General features: G+C 55.2%; 14 protein-coding genes. 5 read left to right on the top strand and 9 right to left on the bottom strand.

All coding sequences use genetic code 11. The features are described 5' to 3' along the window. Positions 1–317: 317 nt before the first annotated feature. Together aceA and aceB are read right to left on the bottom strand one after the other, a co-directional pair. Complete coding sequence (gene aceA, locus OLTU_RS26355; protein ID WP_141735717.1) at positions 318–1,607, bottom strand: isocitrate lyase; 1,290 nt, start codon at positions 1,605–1,607, stop codon at positions 318–320. Positions 1,608–1,625: 18 nt separating this feature from the next. Then, a complete protein-coding gene (gene aceB / locus OLTU_RS26350; RefSeq protein ID WP_218110275.1) occupies positions 1,626–3,224 on the bottom strand; it encodes a malate synthase A in 1,599 nt (532 codons plus the stop codon). Positions 3,225–3,619: 395 nt separating this feature from the next. Here aceB and hflX point away from each other — a divergent pair, with 395 nt between their 5' ends. After that, entirely contained in the window at positions 3,620–4,945 is a 1,326-nt protein-coding gene (gene hflX / locus OLTU_RS26345) for a GTPase HflX (protein WP_141735716.1), read from the top strand. After that, entirely contained in the window at positions 4,942–6,291 is a 1,350-nt protein-coding gene (locus OLTU_RS26340) for a glucose-6-phosphate isomerase (RefSeq protein ID WP_141735715.1), read from the top strand. Before hflX ends, OLTU_RS26340 begins: the two co-directional genes overlap by 4 nt. Positions 6,292–6,329: 38 nt before the next feature. Here the strand turns inward: OLTU_RS26340 and OLTU_RS26335 are convergent, their stop codons facing one another. From OLTU_RS26335 to mdtD, 5 genes are all read right to left on the bottom strand, one after another. Then, positions 6,330–8,924 (bottom strand): ATP-binding protein, encoded by a 2,595-nt coding sequence (locus OLTU_RS26335; protein WP_141735714.1) that lies wholly within the window; start codon positions 8,922–8,924, stop codon positions 6,330–6,332. Between the two features lie 30 nt (positions 8,925–8,954). Next, on the bottom strand, positions 8,955–9,926 hold the full coding sequence (locus OLTU_RS26330) for an ABC transporter substrate-binding protein (protein ID WP_176736981.1): 972 nt from the start codon (positions 9,924–9,926) through the stop codon (positions 8,955–8,957). 142 nt (positions 9,927–10,068) lie between these two features. Then, a complete protein-coding gene (locus tag OLTU_RS26325; protein WP_141735712.1) occupies positions 10,069–10,815 on the bottom strand; it encodes an outer membrane protein OmpK in 747 nt (248 codons plus the stop codon). Between the two features lie 190 nt (positions 10,816–11,005). Next, entirely contained in the window at positions 11,006–11,698 is a 693-nt protein-coding gene (locus OLTU_RS26320; protein WP_141735711.1) for a hypothetical protein, read from the bottom strand. 156 nt (positions 11,699–11,854) lie between these two features. Beyond that, the gene (mdtD, locus tag OLTU_RS26315) at positions 11,855–13,273 is read right to left on the bottom strand and encodes a multidrug transporter subunit MdtD (protein ID WP_141735710.1); all 1,419 of its coding nucleotides are present in this window, start codon (positions 13,271–13,273) and stop codon (positions 11,855–11,857) included. A gap of 108 nt (positions 13,274–13,381) precedes the next feature. Here mdtD and OLTU_RS26310 point away from each other — a divergent pair, with 108 nt between their 5' ends. Then, positions 13,382–13,831: a hypothetical protein gene (locus OLTU_RS26310; RefSeq protein WP_141735709.1), complete on the top strand. Its 450-nt coding sequence runs from the start codon at positions 13,382–13,384 to the stop codon at positions 13,829–13,831. Here OLTU_RS26310 and OLTU_RS26305 read toward each other — a convergent pair. Further along, on the bottom strand, positions 13,826–14,395 hold the full coding sequence (locus tag OLTU_RS26305; protein WP_141735708.1) for an NUDIX hydrolase: 570 nt from the start codon (positions 14,393–14,395) through the stop codon (positions 13,826–13,828). The two genes, OLTU_RS26310 and OLTU_RS26305, sit on opposite strands and share 6 nt — an antisense overlap. Positions 14,396–14,555: 160 nt before the next feature. Next, positions 14,556–15,011 carry a hypothetical protein gene (locus tag OLTU_RS26300; RefSeq protein WP_141735707.1) on the bottom strand — a complete coding sequence of 152 codons (456 nt, stop codon included), beginning with the start codon at positions 15,009–15,011 and terminating at the stop codon, positions 14,556–14,558. 159 nt (positions 15,012–15,170) lie between these two features. Between OLTU_RS26300 and OLTU_RS26295 the strand changes: the two genes are divergently transcribed. Both OLTU_RS26295 and OLTU_RS32995 read left to right on the top strand, forming a co-directional pair. Further along, positions 15,171–16,142: a hypothetical protein gene (locus OLTU_RS26295; protein WP_141735706.1), complete on the top strand. Its 972-nt coding sequence runs from the start codon at positions 15,171–15,173 to the stop codon at positions 16,140–16,142. A gap of 238 nt (positions 16,143–16,380) precedes the next feature. Further along, positions 16,381–17,724, top strand: a complete 1,344-nt coding sequence (locus OLTU_RS32995; protein ID WP_218110416.1) for a collagen-like domain-containing protein — start codon at positions 16,381–16,383, stop codon at positions 17,722–17,724. The last annotated feature ends 210 nt before the right edge of the window (positions 17,725–17,934 follow it).

Raw genomic sequence — 17,934 nt, 5'->3', positions numbered from 1 at the left:
TTCGCTATCGGAATCACGGCATCGCGTTAAAGGACACAATCAACCTTGCCCGACTTGTATGGATCGCCACCCGGTAAGCGTTCGGAATGCATAGGATATCAGCCAGAAAATGCCAGGGGAGCGCATTCTTACAGCCCAGTATGAAACAAAAAAACCATGGTCAGACTCGAAGGCCTGACCATGGATCTCAAGATGGGGGAGCTATTTGCCTTGTCCCTGACGCTCCCGAATAATCGTCGGCTAAAGGTCAGTAAAACCGCGATCATTCCCGGGCAGCGTCGGGACGCTGCCCTACCCAGGAAAAAAAGACAAACGTCTCAGTGCTTGAATTGCTCTTCCTCAGTTGAACCCTTGAAGGCGGACGTGGAAGACTTCCCGCCTGTGATCGTCATCAGCACGTCATCGAAGTAGGCGGTTCCCACTTCACGCTGATGCTTCACAGCCGTATAGCCATCCTTTTCCTTCTGGAATTCGGCGCGCTGCAGATCCACATAGGCGCTCATGCCGCGTGTCCGATATTCGCGAGCCAGATCAAAGGTGTGATAGTTGATCGAGTGCCATCCGGCCAGCGTGATGAATTGGAATTTGTAGCCAAATTCAGCAAGGTCGGACTGGAAGCTGGCGATCTGGTCCTTATTGAGCTTGCTTTCCCAGTTGAAGGAAGGCGAACAGTTATAGGCCAGCATTTTGTTCGGATATTTTTCCTTGATGGCCTGGGCAAAAGCTTTGGCTTCACCAATATCCGGAGTCGAGGTTTCAAACCAGAGAAGATCCGCGAGTGGCGCATAGGACAGACCGCGTGCAATGGCGGCGTCGATGCCTGGCTTGATGCGATAGAAACCTTCCGAGGTTCTTTGACCCACGATGAACGGAGCATCCGCGGGATCGATGTCGGAGGTCAGAAGCGTGGCACCGAGCGAGTCCGTCCGGGCGATGAGCAGAGTGGGAACACCCAAAACATCCGAGGCCAGACGCGCCGCCACAAGGTTATTTTTGAATTGCGAGGTTGGAATCAGAACCTTGCCGCCGAGGTGACCACATTTTTTCTCGGCCGCCAATTGATCTTCGAAGTGAACGCCGGAGGCTCCCGCTTCGATCATGGCCTTCATGATTTCGAAGGAATGGAGGTGACCACCGAAACCGGCTTCTGCATCCGCGACGATCGGGGCGTACCAGTAATGATCCGACTTGCCATCCTGTTTGGCGATCAGGTCAGCGCGCGCCAGAGCGTTGTTGAGGCGCTTGACGAGCATGGGCACGGAATTCGAAGGATAGAGGCTTTGGTCAGGATAGGTCTGACCAGCCTGGTTGGCATCCGCCGCCACCTGCCAGCCGCTCATGTAGATAGCCTTGAGGCCACCCTTCACCATCTGCACCGCCTGAGCGCCGGTCAAAGCTCCCAGAGCGTGGATGTAAGGCTCATCCTGCAGAAGTTTCCAGAGACGCTCGGCACCAGCCCGGGCCAGTGTGTGCTCAGGCACGATGCTCGGACGGAGCTTGAGAACCTGCTCGGCGGAATAAGGCCGTTCGATGCCCTTCCAGCGAGGATTCTCTTTCCAGTCTTTTTCCAATGCGGCAGGACTTGCGTAACTAGCTGCGTTTGTCATGTGGCTCTCCTAGGTTTTTTATCGCGCCGTATCAAGCAATTGATAAGCTGGGAGAGTCAAAAACTCGTTGAAATCCTTCGCCAGCACCAGACCATCGAGCAACTCGATCACTTGCTTGTGACGGTCCTTGTCCGGACCACCCAGTTTGTCGAGTTCCTCATTGCGGAACCTGCTATAGAGTTCAGGAGTCAAGACTCTGCCATCGTCCATTGAAGCCTTATGGTGAACCCACTGCCACAATTGGGCCCGGGAAATCTCCGCAGTCGCTGCATCCTCCATGAGGTTGTAGAGACCGACGGCACCGAGACCATTGAGCCAGCAGTTCATATACTGTATGGCCACACGAATGTTGTGCCTGACTCCTTCTTCTGTAATCCGGCCACCGGGGATGTGGGTGTCGAGGAGTTTTTTCGCATCGGGAATCACATCCTCACGCAGCTTGTGCTTCTGGTGAGGCCGATGGCCGAGATACTCATCGAACACCCTTTGGGCGACCGGGACAAGATCCGGGTGGGCAACCCAGGTGCCATCGAAGCCGGCTTCGGCTTCCAGCGTCTTGTCTTCGGTAACCTTGGCGATGGCGCGCTCGTTGACCGCTGCATCTTTCCTGCTTGGGATAAAGGCCGCCATCCCCCCGATAGCGTGCGCTCCCCGTTTGTGGCAGGTGCGGACCAAGAGCTGAGCATAGGCGCGCATGAACGGAGTGTTCATGGTCACCTGGGATCGATCGGGCAATATTCTGTCCGGTCTTAGGGCGTGTTTTTTGATCAGACTGAAAATATAGTCCCAGCGGCCTGCGTTGAGGCCGGCCGCATGATCCCTCAGTTCATAAAGAAATTCTTCCATCTGGAAGGCCGCATTGATGGTTTCAATCAAACAGGTCGCGCGAATGCTACCGCGCGGTATCTTCACGTAGTCCTGGGCGAAGTTGAATACATCATTCCAAAGCCGGGCTTCCAGGTAGCTTTCCATTTTGGGTAAATAAAAGTAGGGAGCGGACCCACGGATTCGGCGTTCTTCGGCGTTATGGAAGAAATAAAGACCGAAATCGACCAGACTCGCTGAGAGGGGTTCCCCATTGAGGGTGAGGTTTTTCTCGGGCAGATGCCAGCCGCGAGGTCGAACCACGAGGGTGGCCCGTTCGTCGGCGGGCTTCATCTGATAGCTGCGACCATCGTCACTGGTAAAGCTCAGTCGGTCGCGAATCGCGTCCTGAAGATTCACCTGGCCCTGCATGACATTCATCCATGTGGGTGATTGTGCGTCTTCAAAATCCGCCATGAAAACTTTGGCGCCGGAATTCAAAGCATTGATCACCATCTTCGCATCGGTCGGACCTGTGATCTCCACACGCCGATCATTCAGATCCTTGGGCGCACCGGCGACCATCCATTCCGCCTCGCGGATGCCTGCGGTTTCGGGAAGGAAATCCAGGTCCTGCCCCGCATCCAGCCGGGCCTGACGTTCGTGGCGTTGAGCCAGCAGTTCCCGCCTTGTGGGATTAAAACGCTCGTGCAGTTCACGAAGAAATGCGAGAGCAGGATCTGTCAACACGCGATGGAGATAGATGTCGGGTGTGTTCTTCTCGAGGACCAGACCTTCAATTTTCAGGTTCATCGATGATTCCCAATCTTCTGCGGTGTGCGAATGTTCGGAGCATAGAGGCGACAAGCGTGGACTGTCAAGCAACTCGCCGTTTCTTTCAAAAAAATTTTTTTTTTGTAGGATAATGACGAGTTGATGTGTGATTCAATGCGTGTTCCCTACAAGTCTTGTCCTTTTTTCTCGTAAAGTTTCAGATGAGCAAACAACAGTGAGTCGAGAACACGAGATTTCTTTTTACTGACGTTGCATGCGCGGAATCGAATTTTCATTTCTTCACAAAAGCGGCTTGTGTACGCTGAAAATCAAACGTGTCAACAGGGCGTGATGCGGCTACAAAACAACTGTTCTCAGGAAAGGCTTGGGTGTAGCTTGGTGAGCGAAACCTTTCGTCAGAAGATGGAGGACGTTTGGAAGACAATCTTGAAACCAGTCTCACCGGCAATGAAAAGGCTGTCATTGTCGGTGTTCTCCTGCCAGGGGACTTGCCTGAAAAATTGGATGAACAGCTGACCGAATTGCAGTCGCTCCTTGACACTTTGGGAGTGCAGGTCACGGGTCGCATCGTCCAAAAGCGCCAGAAACTCACCCCAAATTGCTACATTGGTGTCGGGAAAGTTCAGGATATCAAGGATTTGGCGGCGTCCACCCAAGCCAAGCTTGTGGTGTTTGACCATGCCCTCTCACCGCCTCAGGTCCGTAACCTCGAGGAGATGACCCAATGCGTGGTGCTCGATCGCACGGGCATCATTCTGGAAATTTTCTCCCGTCACGCCCGCACCAACCAGGCCAAGGCTCAGGTGGAAATTGCCAAGCTTGAGTACCTGCTTCCGCGTCTGTCGGGTGCCTGGTCTCACTTCCAGCGGCAGCGCGGCGGTGGATCGCTCCAACGCGGCATGGGTGAAAAACAGATCGAAATCGACCGGCGCCGGGCGCGGGAACGCATTGCCCGTTTGCAGAAGCAGCTGGAACAGTTTCGTAAGGAAAAAGCCACCCAGCGGAAGTCCCGGTCCAACGAGCTCAAAGTGGCTATCGTCGGTTATACCAATAGCGGCAAAACGACACTTATGAAGGGGCTCACCAAATCCCAGGTCGCCCCCAAGGATGAACTGTTCGCTACTTTGGAAACCAACATCAAGACCATCGATCCGCGCACCAGACCAAAAATTTTGCTGTCGGATACGGTCGGTTTTATTCGCAACCTGCCCCACGGTTTGGTCGCTTCTTTTCGCACGACACTCGATGAAGTGAATGAAGCGGATCTGCTTTTGCATGTGGTGGATGTCAGTTATCCCCATTACGAGGACCACATTCACGTCACGCGTTCCGTCCTGGAAGAGATGGGCGCGGGTGACATTCCACAGATTCTGGTCTTCAATAAGGTCGATAAGCTGAACGATCCGATTCTGCCGCGCATTCTGCGGGCCGCTTATCCAGGCTGCATCGTGGCCTCAGCTGTTTCGGAAAAGGATGTCCTGAATGTGCGCGAGCATATCTACGCCTTCTTCCGCAAAAACCTTTTGACCTTTCGGCTGTCGATTCCGGTCGATAATCACAATGCCCAGTCGATGGTCTATCGAAACTGCCTCATCATTGAGAAGGATTATGATGAGGAGGGCGACCATGTCCTGTTTCATGCGCAGGCGACCCGGGCGACGCTCGCCAAGCTGCGCAATTACATAGTTTCTGTTGAGGACGAATCGTTTCTGACTGACAAAGTGGAGAGTGAACCATGAGCTACATTAAACTGAATACCCGCTTCCTCGGTGACGGACTCGAGCAGCAGACCGCCGCTCTACAGAAATCAGCTCAGGAACACCTGCAGCGTTTGAACGATAAATCCTGTGTGGGATCCGAGTGGATCGGCTGGTACAACTATCCCAAGACTCGTGGTTTTGAGCAGGAAGAGAATATTCGTCAGTTCGTGCAGAATCTCGATGTCACCTATGACCTCGTCCTGGTCATCGGCATCGGCGGTTCCTATCTCGGCACCCGGGCGGTCACAGAAGCCCTTTTGCATACGTATCAGGGGACCTTGCGCGACAATCGTCCCATGATCGCCTTCGCCGGCCACCATGTTTCGGAAACGCAACTCGTCGAGGTGCTGGAGCTGCTCGATAAAAAGCAGCCCGTGGTGAACGTCATCAGCAAGAGCGGAACCACCACCGAACCGGCCGTCGTTTTCCGGGTGGTGCGCGATTACATGGAAAAGCGTTTTGGCAAGGAGGAATCTGCGCGCCGCATTATCTGCACCACCGATGCGAAGGAAGGCGCCTTGCGTCAGGTGGCCGATCAGGAAGGTTACGCGAGTTTTGTGATTCCCGATGATATCGGCGGACGCTTCAGTGTGCTGACGCCTGTGGGCCTTGTTCCCCTGGCTCTTTTGAAACTCGACACCAGGGCCTTGATGGAAGGTGCCGATCGCCTCTTTAGCGAACTGGGTCAGGAGCAGGAACATCCCGCGCTTCGTTATGCCTCCGCCCGCCTTGCCGCCTATGAGCAGGGCAAGCGCATTGAGATCCTCGCGAGCAGCAATCCCAAAGTCAGTCACATCATTGAGTGGTGGAAACAGCTTTACGGGGAATCGGAAGGCAAACAGGGCAAGGGCCTTTTCCCGGCCGGGCTCACCTACACCACCGATCTGCATTCCTTGGGTCAGTATGTGCAGGACGGAGTGCGAAATGTCCTCGAAACCTTCCTGAGCTTCGAGCAGGATGTCCCGCGACGCAATGGAGTCGAGCAACGCATTCGCGTGCCGGTCCAGGCGAGCAAGCTGGATCAGCTGAATTATCTGGAAGGCCGTTTCCTGGGTGAAGTCAATCGCGCTGCGATGCAGGGCACGATGATGGCTCACTTTGATGGCGGTGTTCCCTGCCTTGGCCTCACGGTGCCGGAGTTGAGCGAGCATGGCATCGGCGCGCTCTTTGCCTTCTTTGAAGTGGGTTGCGCGATCAGTGCGGCAATGCTGGGTGTGAATCCTTATGATCAGCCGGGCGTTGAAGCCTATAAGAAAAATCTGTTCGCGCTCCTCGGCAAACCGGGAACGGAAGCTCTGGGAGCGCGTCTGCGGGAACGACTCTAAGGAATCAAGTGCCGCGGCAGGGGTTCCCTGCCTCCGGCTCAGGCAATGCGGGCTTTTCCAGACTGCGATGCCGCCCCAGGCTTGGGAATGTGAATTTCAAATTTGGTGCCCTGCCCCAGGCTGCTGGAAACGTGAATGGTGCCCTTGGCCTCATGAATGGCTTCCGCCACAGCTGCCATCCCCACACCCCGACCCGACACATCGGTAACCGCTTCCGCAGTGGAGAGTCCGCCGAGGAAGATCAGCTGGCAACGATCATCATGAGACATTTGTCCGGCCTGGCTCGCGCTGATCAGGCCGCGTTCCACCGCTTTCCTGAGCACGGCATCGCCATTGATGCCACGGCCATCATCCGTAATTTCGATGCGCCAAGCCTGATCATCCGCTTCAAAGTGCAGCCTGATCATACCGGTTTCCGGTTTTCCCTGACGCTCCCAGGGAGCCTCGATGCCATGATCAATGGAATTCCGTATGAGATGCGTCAGCGACTGAAGGATAGGCATCATGATTTCGGCTTGCATCGTGGTCTGACCACCCTCAATCACCAAATGAATGTTCTTGCCCAGGCGCGCGGCCAGCGCTTCCGTATAGTCCTGCAGAGGCCCCAGCAAAGCCCGGGCCGTCTTTTGCTTCACACCCGACAGCCAGGTGTCAAAGGCCTCCACAGCCTCCATGAGATTCCTGGCCTTCTGCAGCTGGCTGCCAAGCTTGTCCAATTCATTTTTATGGATTGCAAGGATTTCGCCACTGTCATCATCATCGAAACTGAGTTCCAGCGTACTCTGATGCGTGCTGAGGAAGTCCCGCAGAGTCGTCTCGATCAGGCTGATGTCCGCCTTCTGGATCGCCACCTTCTCTTCGATTTGATGCGTGATTTCCGCGGCCTCCCTTAAACCGAAGGAGGCGGCGTTGCCTTTGATGGTATGCAGAGCGCTGCGCATCCGGTCCTGATCCCCGTCGTCGGCAGCTGTATAACCCTGTTTCAGGAGGACTTTCATTTCAGCCAGGAAACTGCGGAAGGCATCCTTGTTCTGAATGATCTTGACCAGGGCCCAGTTGGTCTGGCTCTCGATTTCAGCTTTCTCCAGCTTGGTGGCATCCACGACAGTATAGAGAATGCCGGAAACCTCATCCCCGCTGCGCAGGACACTGCCCTGCAGAGCCAGCACCTTATCGCCCAGGCGGAAGCGCTCCGGTATTTGCGAGAGGGACACCTCCGAGGGGAAGACGTCGCTGAAGACCTGATCCAAAGCCACGTCCACATGGTCCTGCTTTTTCCCTTTCAGACCGAGAGCGGCCGAAAGTTTCATTCCGGCTTTCAGCTGAGGACCAAAGAGATCCAGGCAGGACCGTGTGAAGCCTTCCATAATCTGCAGCCTGGCATCGACGATCAGGAATCCACTTTTCACATTGGTGAGGATCGTTTGAATGGTGCGGGTTCGCTCCTCGACCATCTTTTCCAGATTCTGGTTGATGGAGGTGAGTTCCAGATTTTTCTGTTCAATGATGGCCTGGGAATTTTTCAGCTGATCCGTCATCGAATCGAAGGCCTGGCCCAGGACCCCAAATTCATCATGGCTCGATAGTTTGACCTTGTGATTCAGATCACCCGCACCGATGATCTTCACACCTTCCAGCAGCCTGAATAGAGGCGTGGTGAAGATGCGCGAGATGGGAAGGACGAAAATGCCGGCGACCACCACGATGCCACACATAAAGAGGATGATGAAGTTTTTGAGCGTGCTGATATTGCGATAGACGATGGCTTCATCCACAAAGACGGCGACCAGGATCCCCGTCTCCGCATTCCGCTGAAGACCCACGATCTTGGGGTTCCAGCTGTCCTTCCAATTGGTCAGCCGTGTGCTCGCTTGCTCGGGTCCCAGCCGAGCCTGCAGGGTCGTTCCCTGATTGAGATCGGCCGGGCTCATAAAGGTCGGTGTGATCAGGGCGCTGCCCTTGGCGGCATCAAACACCTGCACATAGCGGCTCTGATCCTGAGGCTTGCCGTCGATTTTCATCGAGAGGGCCACCTCAGCCAGCTGGGATATTTCTGAAAAGCCGCTGACGATGCCCACCGGTGTGGCCTTGTCCCAGGCCGAATAGATCGGAGCATGGGTCCAAAAGCCAACGATGGCTTGATCGAAAAGCGTGAAGGAGCCTGGTGCACTCTGCATGAGCTGTCCCTGCCGCGCTTTTGTCAGTTCAGCGGAAACCTCCAGGGATTTGCCCACCCAGCTGCTGCCTGGCTCCTGGGTGGCGACAATATTGCCATTGATATCGGTGACGATCAGATAGCGATAAAGATTCTGAGTGCTTACGGTTTCCTTCAGGATCTCGGCAATCGCGATGACTTCCGTGCCGGGGCTGGCGCCAGCGGCATCATAGAATTCAGTTTTTTCGCTTAATAGCTGCAGGTTGCGGCTGACGAGCGCAAAGGTTTCCGTCAGCTGCTTGGATAGATCCGCGGCCAGGACTTCCACATTCAATTCGTAGCGCTGCGAGAGGTTGCGTGCGAAAAAATAGGAAACGACGCCCACGATCAACGAGGGAATCAAGGCAAAGCTGATCAGGATGACCGCGAGCTTGATTTTAACGGACAGGCGATTCACGGGAGCGTCGAGTTCTTTCATGGGCGCACAACTCCTGCAGGGTCTTCGCCATTATTTGGCGATGGGCCTATGGAAACTTTCGTAGGATACGGGCTTGTTCAACTGCTTGCTGTCCTTGAGTGACGTCTGGGCAAAATCAAAGGTGGCCTTGCTTAGTTCGCCGATACGCTCCGGACTGATGTTATAGAGCATCAGTTTTTTGACTTCCTTGAGCATGGTCAGTTGATGCGTGCGGGTGGTGCCCGTCTTGGCCTTTTGGGCTTCGGCCATGATGAGGTCCACAGCTTCGTCGGCATGATCGAAGGCATGGAGCCAGCCCTTGATGCTCGCCTTGACAAAGCCCTGGCAGAGCGCGGGATCTTTTTTGCAGGTCTCGGCATGAGCGTAGATGCCATCCTCAGGAATGTTGAGGCCGAAGTCTCGATAATGAAAGGTGGTGAGATCGGCCTGTTTTACTGATTCCAGCATCAAGGGATATTCGTTGTACGAGGTGGCCGAGGCGACGTCCAGCTGGCCCTTCAGGAAATCCTCGATGGAAAATTTTTGGCTGACGAGCTTGGGTTGGACTTCATATTTCTTGAAGAGCAACTGCGGCAACAGGGCAAAGAGTCCAGGCCAGATGCCGACCGTTCGATCCTTCATTTGTTTCGGTTCGGTAATACCGCTTTTTTTGAAGGCCACCAGCATCAGACCGCTGGTCTGAAACATCTGGCCGATGTTGACGATCGGCGCGCCCTTGGAGGCTGCCGTCAGACCCCCGAGCAGCCAGTCGGTGCCGAAGGTATCCTTCTGCCCGGCGACGTTATTGAGCGCGATGATGCCCGGGCCACCCGCTCGGATTTCAAGGTCGATGCCCTGTTCCTTATAAAAGCCCTTGGCCTGGGCCACATAATAGCCAGCGAATTGAGCCTGGGGCACCCACTGGGGGCGAAAGCTGGCTTTTTTCAGAGGGGCGCTGGCCTGCACAGGGAGCGCTCCACACAGCAAGGCGACGAACATCGAAAAGCGAAAATTAAGACCCATTTTATGCTCCCTTATGATCCATCCCATGATCTATCGCATGGGAGGGGGCAAACTTTAGGGTCTTTGGCTGTTTCCGGGGAATGCATTCAAAAAAGTCTGAAAGGCGGGTGTGAGGCAGGGCCCGGGCCCTGCACCGAGAGGCTTAAAACTGAACCTTCACCAGCAGCTGAGGCAGGGATTCGTTGGCATCCTTTACGCCCAGTTTGTTGGACCAGTATTGATATTCCAGACCCACGCCGAGTTCGGGCGTAAGCCTGGCCAGTATCGCGGGCTGGGTCAGGAGGTTGGCTTCGCTTAGGCCTGTTGTTTTATCGCCCTCCTCGGTTGCGTAGTCGACGAAGCCGGCAAAATCCCAGTCGATGCCTGCCTTGAACGTCATACTCCAGACGATGGTGGCCTGAAAGCTGGTGCCTTCCAGGTTGCGGTCATCTCGAATATAAAAATTGGTCTGAAAGAAATTGAGACCGGGAAGATTCAAGTCAACCGCCGCACCATAAAGGTAAACAGGAAAGCCATTGGTCGCATTATATTGCGTGGACAGAAGGACGTCCGCAATCAGTCCGCCATACTCCACGCCCAGGGTTTTCTTACTGCTGATGCGCGGCGCATATTCAAAGTAAACGGAAGGATTGGGATTGGACTGGCTGGGGCTGCCGGCATCGACAAAGAAAAAGTTATCCCCATATTTCCAGCCGTTGGCATGCTCGACCGTCAGGAGGTCCTGGTCGAACTTCCGATCGGGGCTGTTTTCCGGCACGAAGGGATTCACATAGTCACTGCCCTTGAGGTATTGAACGTTGGTGCTACCCCATTCGAAGGCATGCAAGGGGCCGGAGCCACTGATGACGAGGACAAGGCCGAGAGCCATGGATGGAAAAGACTTCTGCATCAAACAATACTCCTATAAGAAAGGCTAAGCTTCCGAGTTGCGCCCGATTCAGTTTTTTTTGCTTGCCATAACAATATCATGACTCTTCGCAGGGCCATAAGGGATTTTATTTATGTCGCGAGGCTATGCGGAGGTCGAAGGGAGGATGGGATGCAGAAAATGAAAAGGGGCCTGAAACGGCCCCGGCATGTCAGCCTTTGCTTTTACCATTATTCCGGGACGAGCCTTTGTCATTGTCGTCGTCATCGTCGTCCTTGTCGTTCGAGCCGTCCTTGCCACCCTTGTTCCGATCGCGGCAGTCCTTGGCTTTTTTAATTTTCTCACGGCAGTCTTTCAACTTTTTCTCGCAGTCAGCTTTCTTGGACTTGATGACGTCCTTCAGATCATCGATCAGATCCTTGGCGCGGTCACAGTCACCCGACTTGATCGCGTTGATGATCTCCTGGATGATCTGGCATTTTTCTGAACACTGGCCTTGGCCCTTGTCCGTATCCTTGCCTTTGTCGGTACGGGGATCGCTGTCCTTGCCCGAACCTTTGCCGGAATCCGAACCTTTGCCGCTATCCTTGGAATCGTTATCATCCTTGTCATCGTTGTCGTCCTGCGGCTTGTCGCCGAGGTCAGGCAGCTCCTGCTGCACGCCGGCCAGCATGTTGCCAACCACGGACGAGTAGCGATCGGATTCACCGGAGAGTTCTCTCAGTTCCTTTTCGAGACGCGCGGCTTCTTTTTCCAAAGCGGCGATCTCTTCATCTCTCAGGGCATCAGGATCAGTCTGAACCTGCACCTGAGGTGTCGCAGCATTTTGTGGGGATTGCGTTTCAGATTGACCACAGGCTTGAAGTATTCCAACACAGACGAAGAGTTTCAGCATCAGTTTCATAACGACAATTACCTCCAGAAGGAACCAGGCCAAATCAGGCAGCTGCCCCCTTAATGCAAGCGCTTTGCCGCATTTTTATCCTTGATAACTATCTAAAATAACTAATATTTATTGGGATCCAGATGTCAGCGAAAGACCGAGCTGTCAGGAGGCTGGTCAGCCCATTTCCATCTCCACTTCATCGCTGCGTTTGTCCTGACCTCCGGCATCCGGCTCCAACTGCCAGAATATGCTGGCGGAAGCGGCAGTGACGAGGCCTACACAGACAAAAGTGATCTGAAAGGCCCGTAGCAGGTCGGTGGGCGTATCCGCTCCGATCTGCCGGGAAACGGCGGCCAGCAGGCCTCCCGCTCCGGCGACACCGAGCGACATCGACAGCATCTGGACCATGGATAAAAGGCTGTTGCCGCTGCTGGCCAACTCGGTTTCGAGATCCTTGAGACAGATCGTATTCATCGCTGTGAATTGAAGGGAGTTCACCGCTCCGAAAATGGAGAGCTGAACATAGCGGAGCCACTGCGGATGATCCGCACCAAAGAGGGCAAAGCTCGCCATGCAGGCTCCGACGACCAGCGTATTGCTTATCAGAATGCGCCGATAGCCATAGCGATCAATCATGGGCTTGCCGAACCTTTTCACCAGCATTCCGGTCAGGGCGATCGGGATCATCATCATGCCCGCTTCCGAAGGCGTCAGCTTCAGGCCCACCTGGAGCATGAGCGGCACCAGAAAGGGCATGGCCCCGGTGCCGATCCTTGCGAAGAGATTGCCCAGGAGTCCGATCCGATAACTATCCGTGGAAAAAAGTTTCACAGGAAAGAGCGGAGCCGGATGCTTCAGGGCATGCAGCCAGTATGCGGCCAGGCTCGCGAGGCCAAAGATCAGGACGACAAGTCCATAAATTCCCCGAAAGCCAAATTCAGACATGCCCTCCAGGGCAATGGAGATGGACGCCATGCTGAAGGCCAGCAACAAAAATCCGGACAGATCGAGCTGCGGTCGTTCCGCACTGCGAAAGTCAGGCATGAATGGGAGCGCGGTAAAGCAACCGATGATGCCGATGGGAATGTTGATAAAAAAGATCCAATGCCAGGACGTGTATTCCACAATCCATCCGCCGAGTGTGGGACCGATCAACGGGCCGAGCAGACCCGGGATGGTGACAAAGGTCATGGCTCCTAGAAATTCACGACGGGGAACGGCCTTCAAGACCGCGAGCCGTCCCACCGGCAGGAGCATGGCTCCCCCCGCTCCCTGGAGGGCACGCGACGCGACCAGTTCATTTAAACTCGTCGAGACGGCGCAGAATAGGGAGCCCAAAGTAAAAACCAGAATGGCCCCGAAAAAAGTTTTGCGCGTCCCAAAACGATCGGTGATCCAGCCGGAAATCGGAATGAGCATCGCCATCACCAGGGAATAGGCGATGATCACCGACTGCATGCGGAGAGGACTCTCGCCCAGATCACGGGCCATGACAGGAAGCGCGGTATTGACGATGGTGGAATCCAGGGTCTGCATGAAGAAACCGACCGCCACCAGCCAAAGCAGGGGCCGATGCGATGTGGATTCCGCCATCTTTAAACCTCACATTTTGATGTACACAACCTTCACCCCATACCTCTGCGGAGGGCTTCATGTTATGTTGCTCTCAGGTCTTAAGGCTTTTCAAGGGGGAATAGCTCCATGGAACAAAAGAAAAAGAGCGTCATTGATAAGGAAGAGCAAACCGCAGAAGATGAAGCCACGATCTTTGCCGAAACCGCCCATATTCGGGACCGTGATGAATTTGTGCTGGACGGCAACCGAACCGTGCAAGGTGGTTCCGCCACCGATATCGATGATGAGTGGGATCCCGCCGATGGAGATAGGCTGACCGGAGTCTCGGATCAGAGTTCGGAAGCCGTTGATGCGCAACTGCATCAAACCTCCCGCATCGCTCAGGATGTCCGTGAAACCCATGATCACAGGCAGCCGACTGTGGCCAAGCCGATCGGCGCCGATGACAATTACGAAGAATTGAGCCATGAGGAACTGATGAAGTATGCCGATGTTCTCGGCATTCCGGATCGGCAGAAGGTTCCGCGGATGACCCTGATCGGTTTGATTCGCGAGCAGACCCGCGCCGGACTATGAGTGCAGCGCGGCGGTTTTCAGCATCCAGGCGGTGAGGCCCCAGACATGATACCCCAGAGCTGGAAAATAAGGGGTATCGCGCCAGAGGCCGAAGACATTAAAACGTAAATTCTGCATGGCCTCGGGGGCGAAACTGGGCCAGGGCAAAGCGAAAAGTTCAGCGACTTCATCCTCGTTGGCGGCCAGCGTTGACAGATTCACATGACTGAAGCCGACGATGGGAACAACCGCGCGACGATCGAGGCTGGGCAGAGGCGGCAACATCCCGAGCACTTCCACGGCGTCGGGCGGCAGACCAATTTCTTCATGTGTTTCCCGCAGGGCCGTGATCACAGGACTGGCATCGCCGGCTTCGCGGCGTCCTCCGGGGAATCCTATTTGACCCTTATGCGTGCGCACCAGGGTCGAGCGTCGGGTGAAAACAATGCGGGCCGGAGCCTGGGGCTCGGGATCGGGAATGAACAGCATCAATACCGCTGAGGCTCGACTGTGCATATCAGCAGGCCAGCGATCCAGGGCCGGCTGCAGATGGCTGACACGCGGCAACATCGCTGCACTGGGCATGGCAGAAAACCTCCTTGCGGCTATCTTTTTACCTTAGCCCGGTCTGTCTGCCGATGCAATGTGTCAGGCCAGCCCGCTCGTCACGGGTGAGCGGCTTCTTCGGTCAGGCCAGCCCGCTCCTCACGGGTGAGCGGCTTCTTCGGTCAGGCCAGCCCGCTCGTCACGGGTGAGCGGCTTCTTCGCTATCTCTAATGACTCGCAGTTTAGGCTTGCTCGTGGAAGGCAACTTCGTGAGCATGGCGATGGCATCCTCGAGCTGTGATAAAAAGCTGCGCTGATCCGCAATCGCCTGTTCCACAGTCTCGGCTCCCATAATTTTGCAGGCATCGCGCACCACGCGGTCCGCATAGGCGACCTGCTGCAGGAGCCCGGTTTTCAACTTGGATTCAAATAATTCGATGTCGATCCTGTGCTCGGTCAATTGGTGAACGAGTGCCTGTTCGGAGCTGAGTTCCCAGAGGAGCGCGCCGACCTTGCGAAAGCGCCAGCGCAATTTATCATCGCGACGCCACTGGATTTCGTAGAGCTGCGTCCCATCGAGGGTAGGCAGCTTCCAGTACATCCGGGGGTCGATGCAGGCCAGGTCCATGAAATTCAGCAGTTTATCCAACAACATAGTCCACTCCGCAGAAGGAACGACAGCTACTACGCCTAGTGGGCGTGCTTGCAAAGAAGTTGCCAAGGATTCCTGCAGGCTTTTAAATGGGTTAAAGGCCCATTGGGGTGACACCTGTTAGGGTTCCTGACAGGGAGCTACGTTGAGAAAGGCTATGGAATGAAATTTTTGAAGTCCTGGGGCCTCGTGTTGGCCATGGGAAGTTTGAGTTTGACCTCTTCGGCTCTGGCCATTCCGCGATTGCAAATCGAGAATCTGCCCAAGCCACAATTTGAAGAGCCGGAGATGGCGCCACCGGTTGAGGAACCGCAGTGGCCGGATCAGGACGAGGAGCCTGTGGTGGACGATCGTCCTCTGGCGCGGGCCACAACGCCGGAAAGCACATCGGGTTCGCCCCCAACGGATTCCAATGAACTGCCGCCACCCAAGCTGCCGAAAAAAACCACGTTCACCGATGCCGAAATCAAAGCCGAATGTCGCAAGTTCGAGGGCAAGTACATCGCTTATTATGATCGTGTCTTCAAGGTGGAAGGTTGCAAGCGACGCGAGATCATGCCGGACGATGATGAGCGGAATCCGATCCTGAAAGGTCGTCGCGTGATCGGCGTGGAAAATATCACGATCGCGAAAATTCCCGAAGGTCCGGCCCTGGGATCCTCGCCGAAGGGAAAAAAACCGAACTGCGCAAAAATCGAAGGTCGCTATATCATCTCGCGCGCTTCAGACGTTTTCTATGTGGAAGGCTGTAAAAAGCGCCCCTTCCCGGACTGGGATACTTACGCGGATCACGCGGCGAAGCACCCCAAGAAATCCCAGGACGTTCTGGAATTGCCGGAAGAGGAATTTCTCGCGCTGCCTATCGGCAAGGAATTTCCTTCGTCCTTGAATGATGAATATAAAAAGATGCTGGTCATGGAAAAGAACGTGGACGTTCTGCCTTTGGATGAAGCCTGCAAGGGTTTGAACGGCACCTACCTGTCCTACTACTCAAAAATCTATAAGATTGAACGCTGCCGCAAACGGGAGGTCGATGCGGAGCGTTTCCTTCTCCGTTTTCCCAGCTATCGCCTGCGGGAGATGACTTCGGAGCAGTGGGTATCCATACCAACCGGTCAACGTCTTAAACTCTGACGCCTTTCGAATCCTTACCAAAACCCCAGCGGGAATCAGGAAATTTGCCAGTCGCCACGGCTGGTTTCCCCCTAAAATCGCTTGGGGAGCCCCCAAGCCATACCCCCTCATCCAGCCAAAAAATCTTTGCAGGTTCCGGAATAGACGGCACTTTTTTTCGTGTTCTCAAGTTCCTGCCGCTGGAGCCGATCGTGTTGCGGGACTCATGCAAACCCAAGAGTTAGAGAAGAGGGGACCAATGAAACATCCAGTGAAAGTGCACCTTGCGTGCACCGGGCCGGCTTTTGCCTTCGCATTGCTGCTGCTTGGCTGCGGCATTCCGGAGGAAGAAGTCAAACGGAGAACGACACCGGTTGTGGTCCAGGGACAGGATGCGAACCCCGAGACCATCACCGATAACAGTGGGTCTCCCGCAACGGGCAAAGCAGACGAAACTGGAACCACGCCGGGCGGCACGCCTGATTCCGGTACGGACGATGGCAAGGAAGATCCCGGGCAGAACACTGAAAATCCTGGGCAGAACCCCGGACAGAATCCCGGTGAGGATCCGGGGCAGAATGATCCGGGTCAGAACAATCCCCATCCGCCCGTCAACGATTACGATGGTGCGGCCTATGTTTATATCGAAGCGGACTGCTACTGCTCGCGCAAGCAGGACGTCTGTTCCATGCTCAACTGGTTTGAAATTTCCATCCTCGATAAAAACACGAAACAGGTTTTGTGGGGAGCTGAGGGACATAAAGTTGTGATGCATAACAGCTGCAACTTCATGACTGTCCTTGGCAAGGAAATCAAACTGCCGAAGGAGCTTTTGGCTCGGCCTGCCGGTTCCATGCTCTTTCATTTGAAGAACGCTGCTGAAGAGCAGATCGTGCCCTTCTTTGCCCCTTTCCACTATGGTCGCGTGGGTCTGCAAGGACCGAAGGGTGATCGCGGTGGAGTGGGTCCTGCTGGTCCGATGGGCCCGCAAGGTGAAAAAGGCAACACCGGAGCCCAGGGTCCTCAGGGCATGCAAGGACCCAAAGGCGATAAAGGCGACAAGGGTGATAAAGGCGATCGCGGGGACCAGGGTCCACGCGGTGAAACCGGTCCCAAAGGTGATAAAGGGGATCGCGGTGACAAGGGCGATAAAGGTGACATGGGTGCCATGGGTCCACAAGGTCTGCAAGGCAACACCGGACCTCAAGGACCGCAGGGTCCACGCGGTGAAATCGGCCCGGTCGGTCCGCAAGGTCTGAAGGGTGATGTCGGTCCCATGGGTCCACAAGGTCCGCAAGGACTGATGGGTCCACAGGGTCCGAAGGGTGACAAAGGTGATACGGGTATCATGGGTCCACAAGGTCCCCGTGGTGAAGTTGGACTTCAGGGACCCAAAGGCGACAAGGGCGATACAGGCCCCGTCGGACCTCAGGGTCCTAAAGGAGATATAGGCTTGACAGGCCCCGAAGGTCCTGTTGGTCCGAAGGGTGACATGGGCGATCCGGGTCCACGCGGACCACGGGGTGAAACAGGACCGCAAGGTCCTGAAGGACCTCAAGGACCGCCCGGCCCACAAGGGCCAGCTGGCCCAGCGGGAGGCTGAAAGCCTTTCCATCTTCCTGGAGGAGCGAGTGTCTTAGGCTTTGCCCCAGGCCGTCAGGCTTGGGGCTTTCTGTATTATGGCTTTATGACGATGGGTGAAGAATACGCGTTGCCATATCCCTACTCATCCCCTGCTCCCGGTGTAATCAACCTGCGTTTCCAAGGCGTACATGCGAACGGTATGCCTATTGCAATTGTGCAGCCTTGAAAC

Source organism: Oligoflexus tunisiensis (genome assembly GCF_001748245.1).
Taxonomy (GTDB): domain Bacteria; phylum Bdellovibrionota_B; class Oligoflexia; order Oligoflexales; family Oligoflexaceae; genus Oligoflexus; species Oligoflexus tunisiensis.
This window is presented reverse-complemented; position numbering and strand designations above follow the sequence as displayed.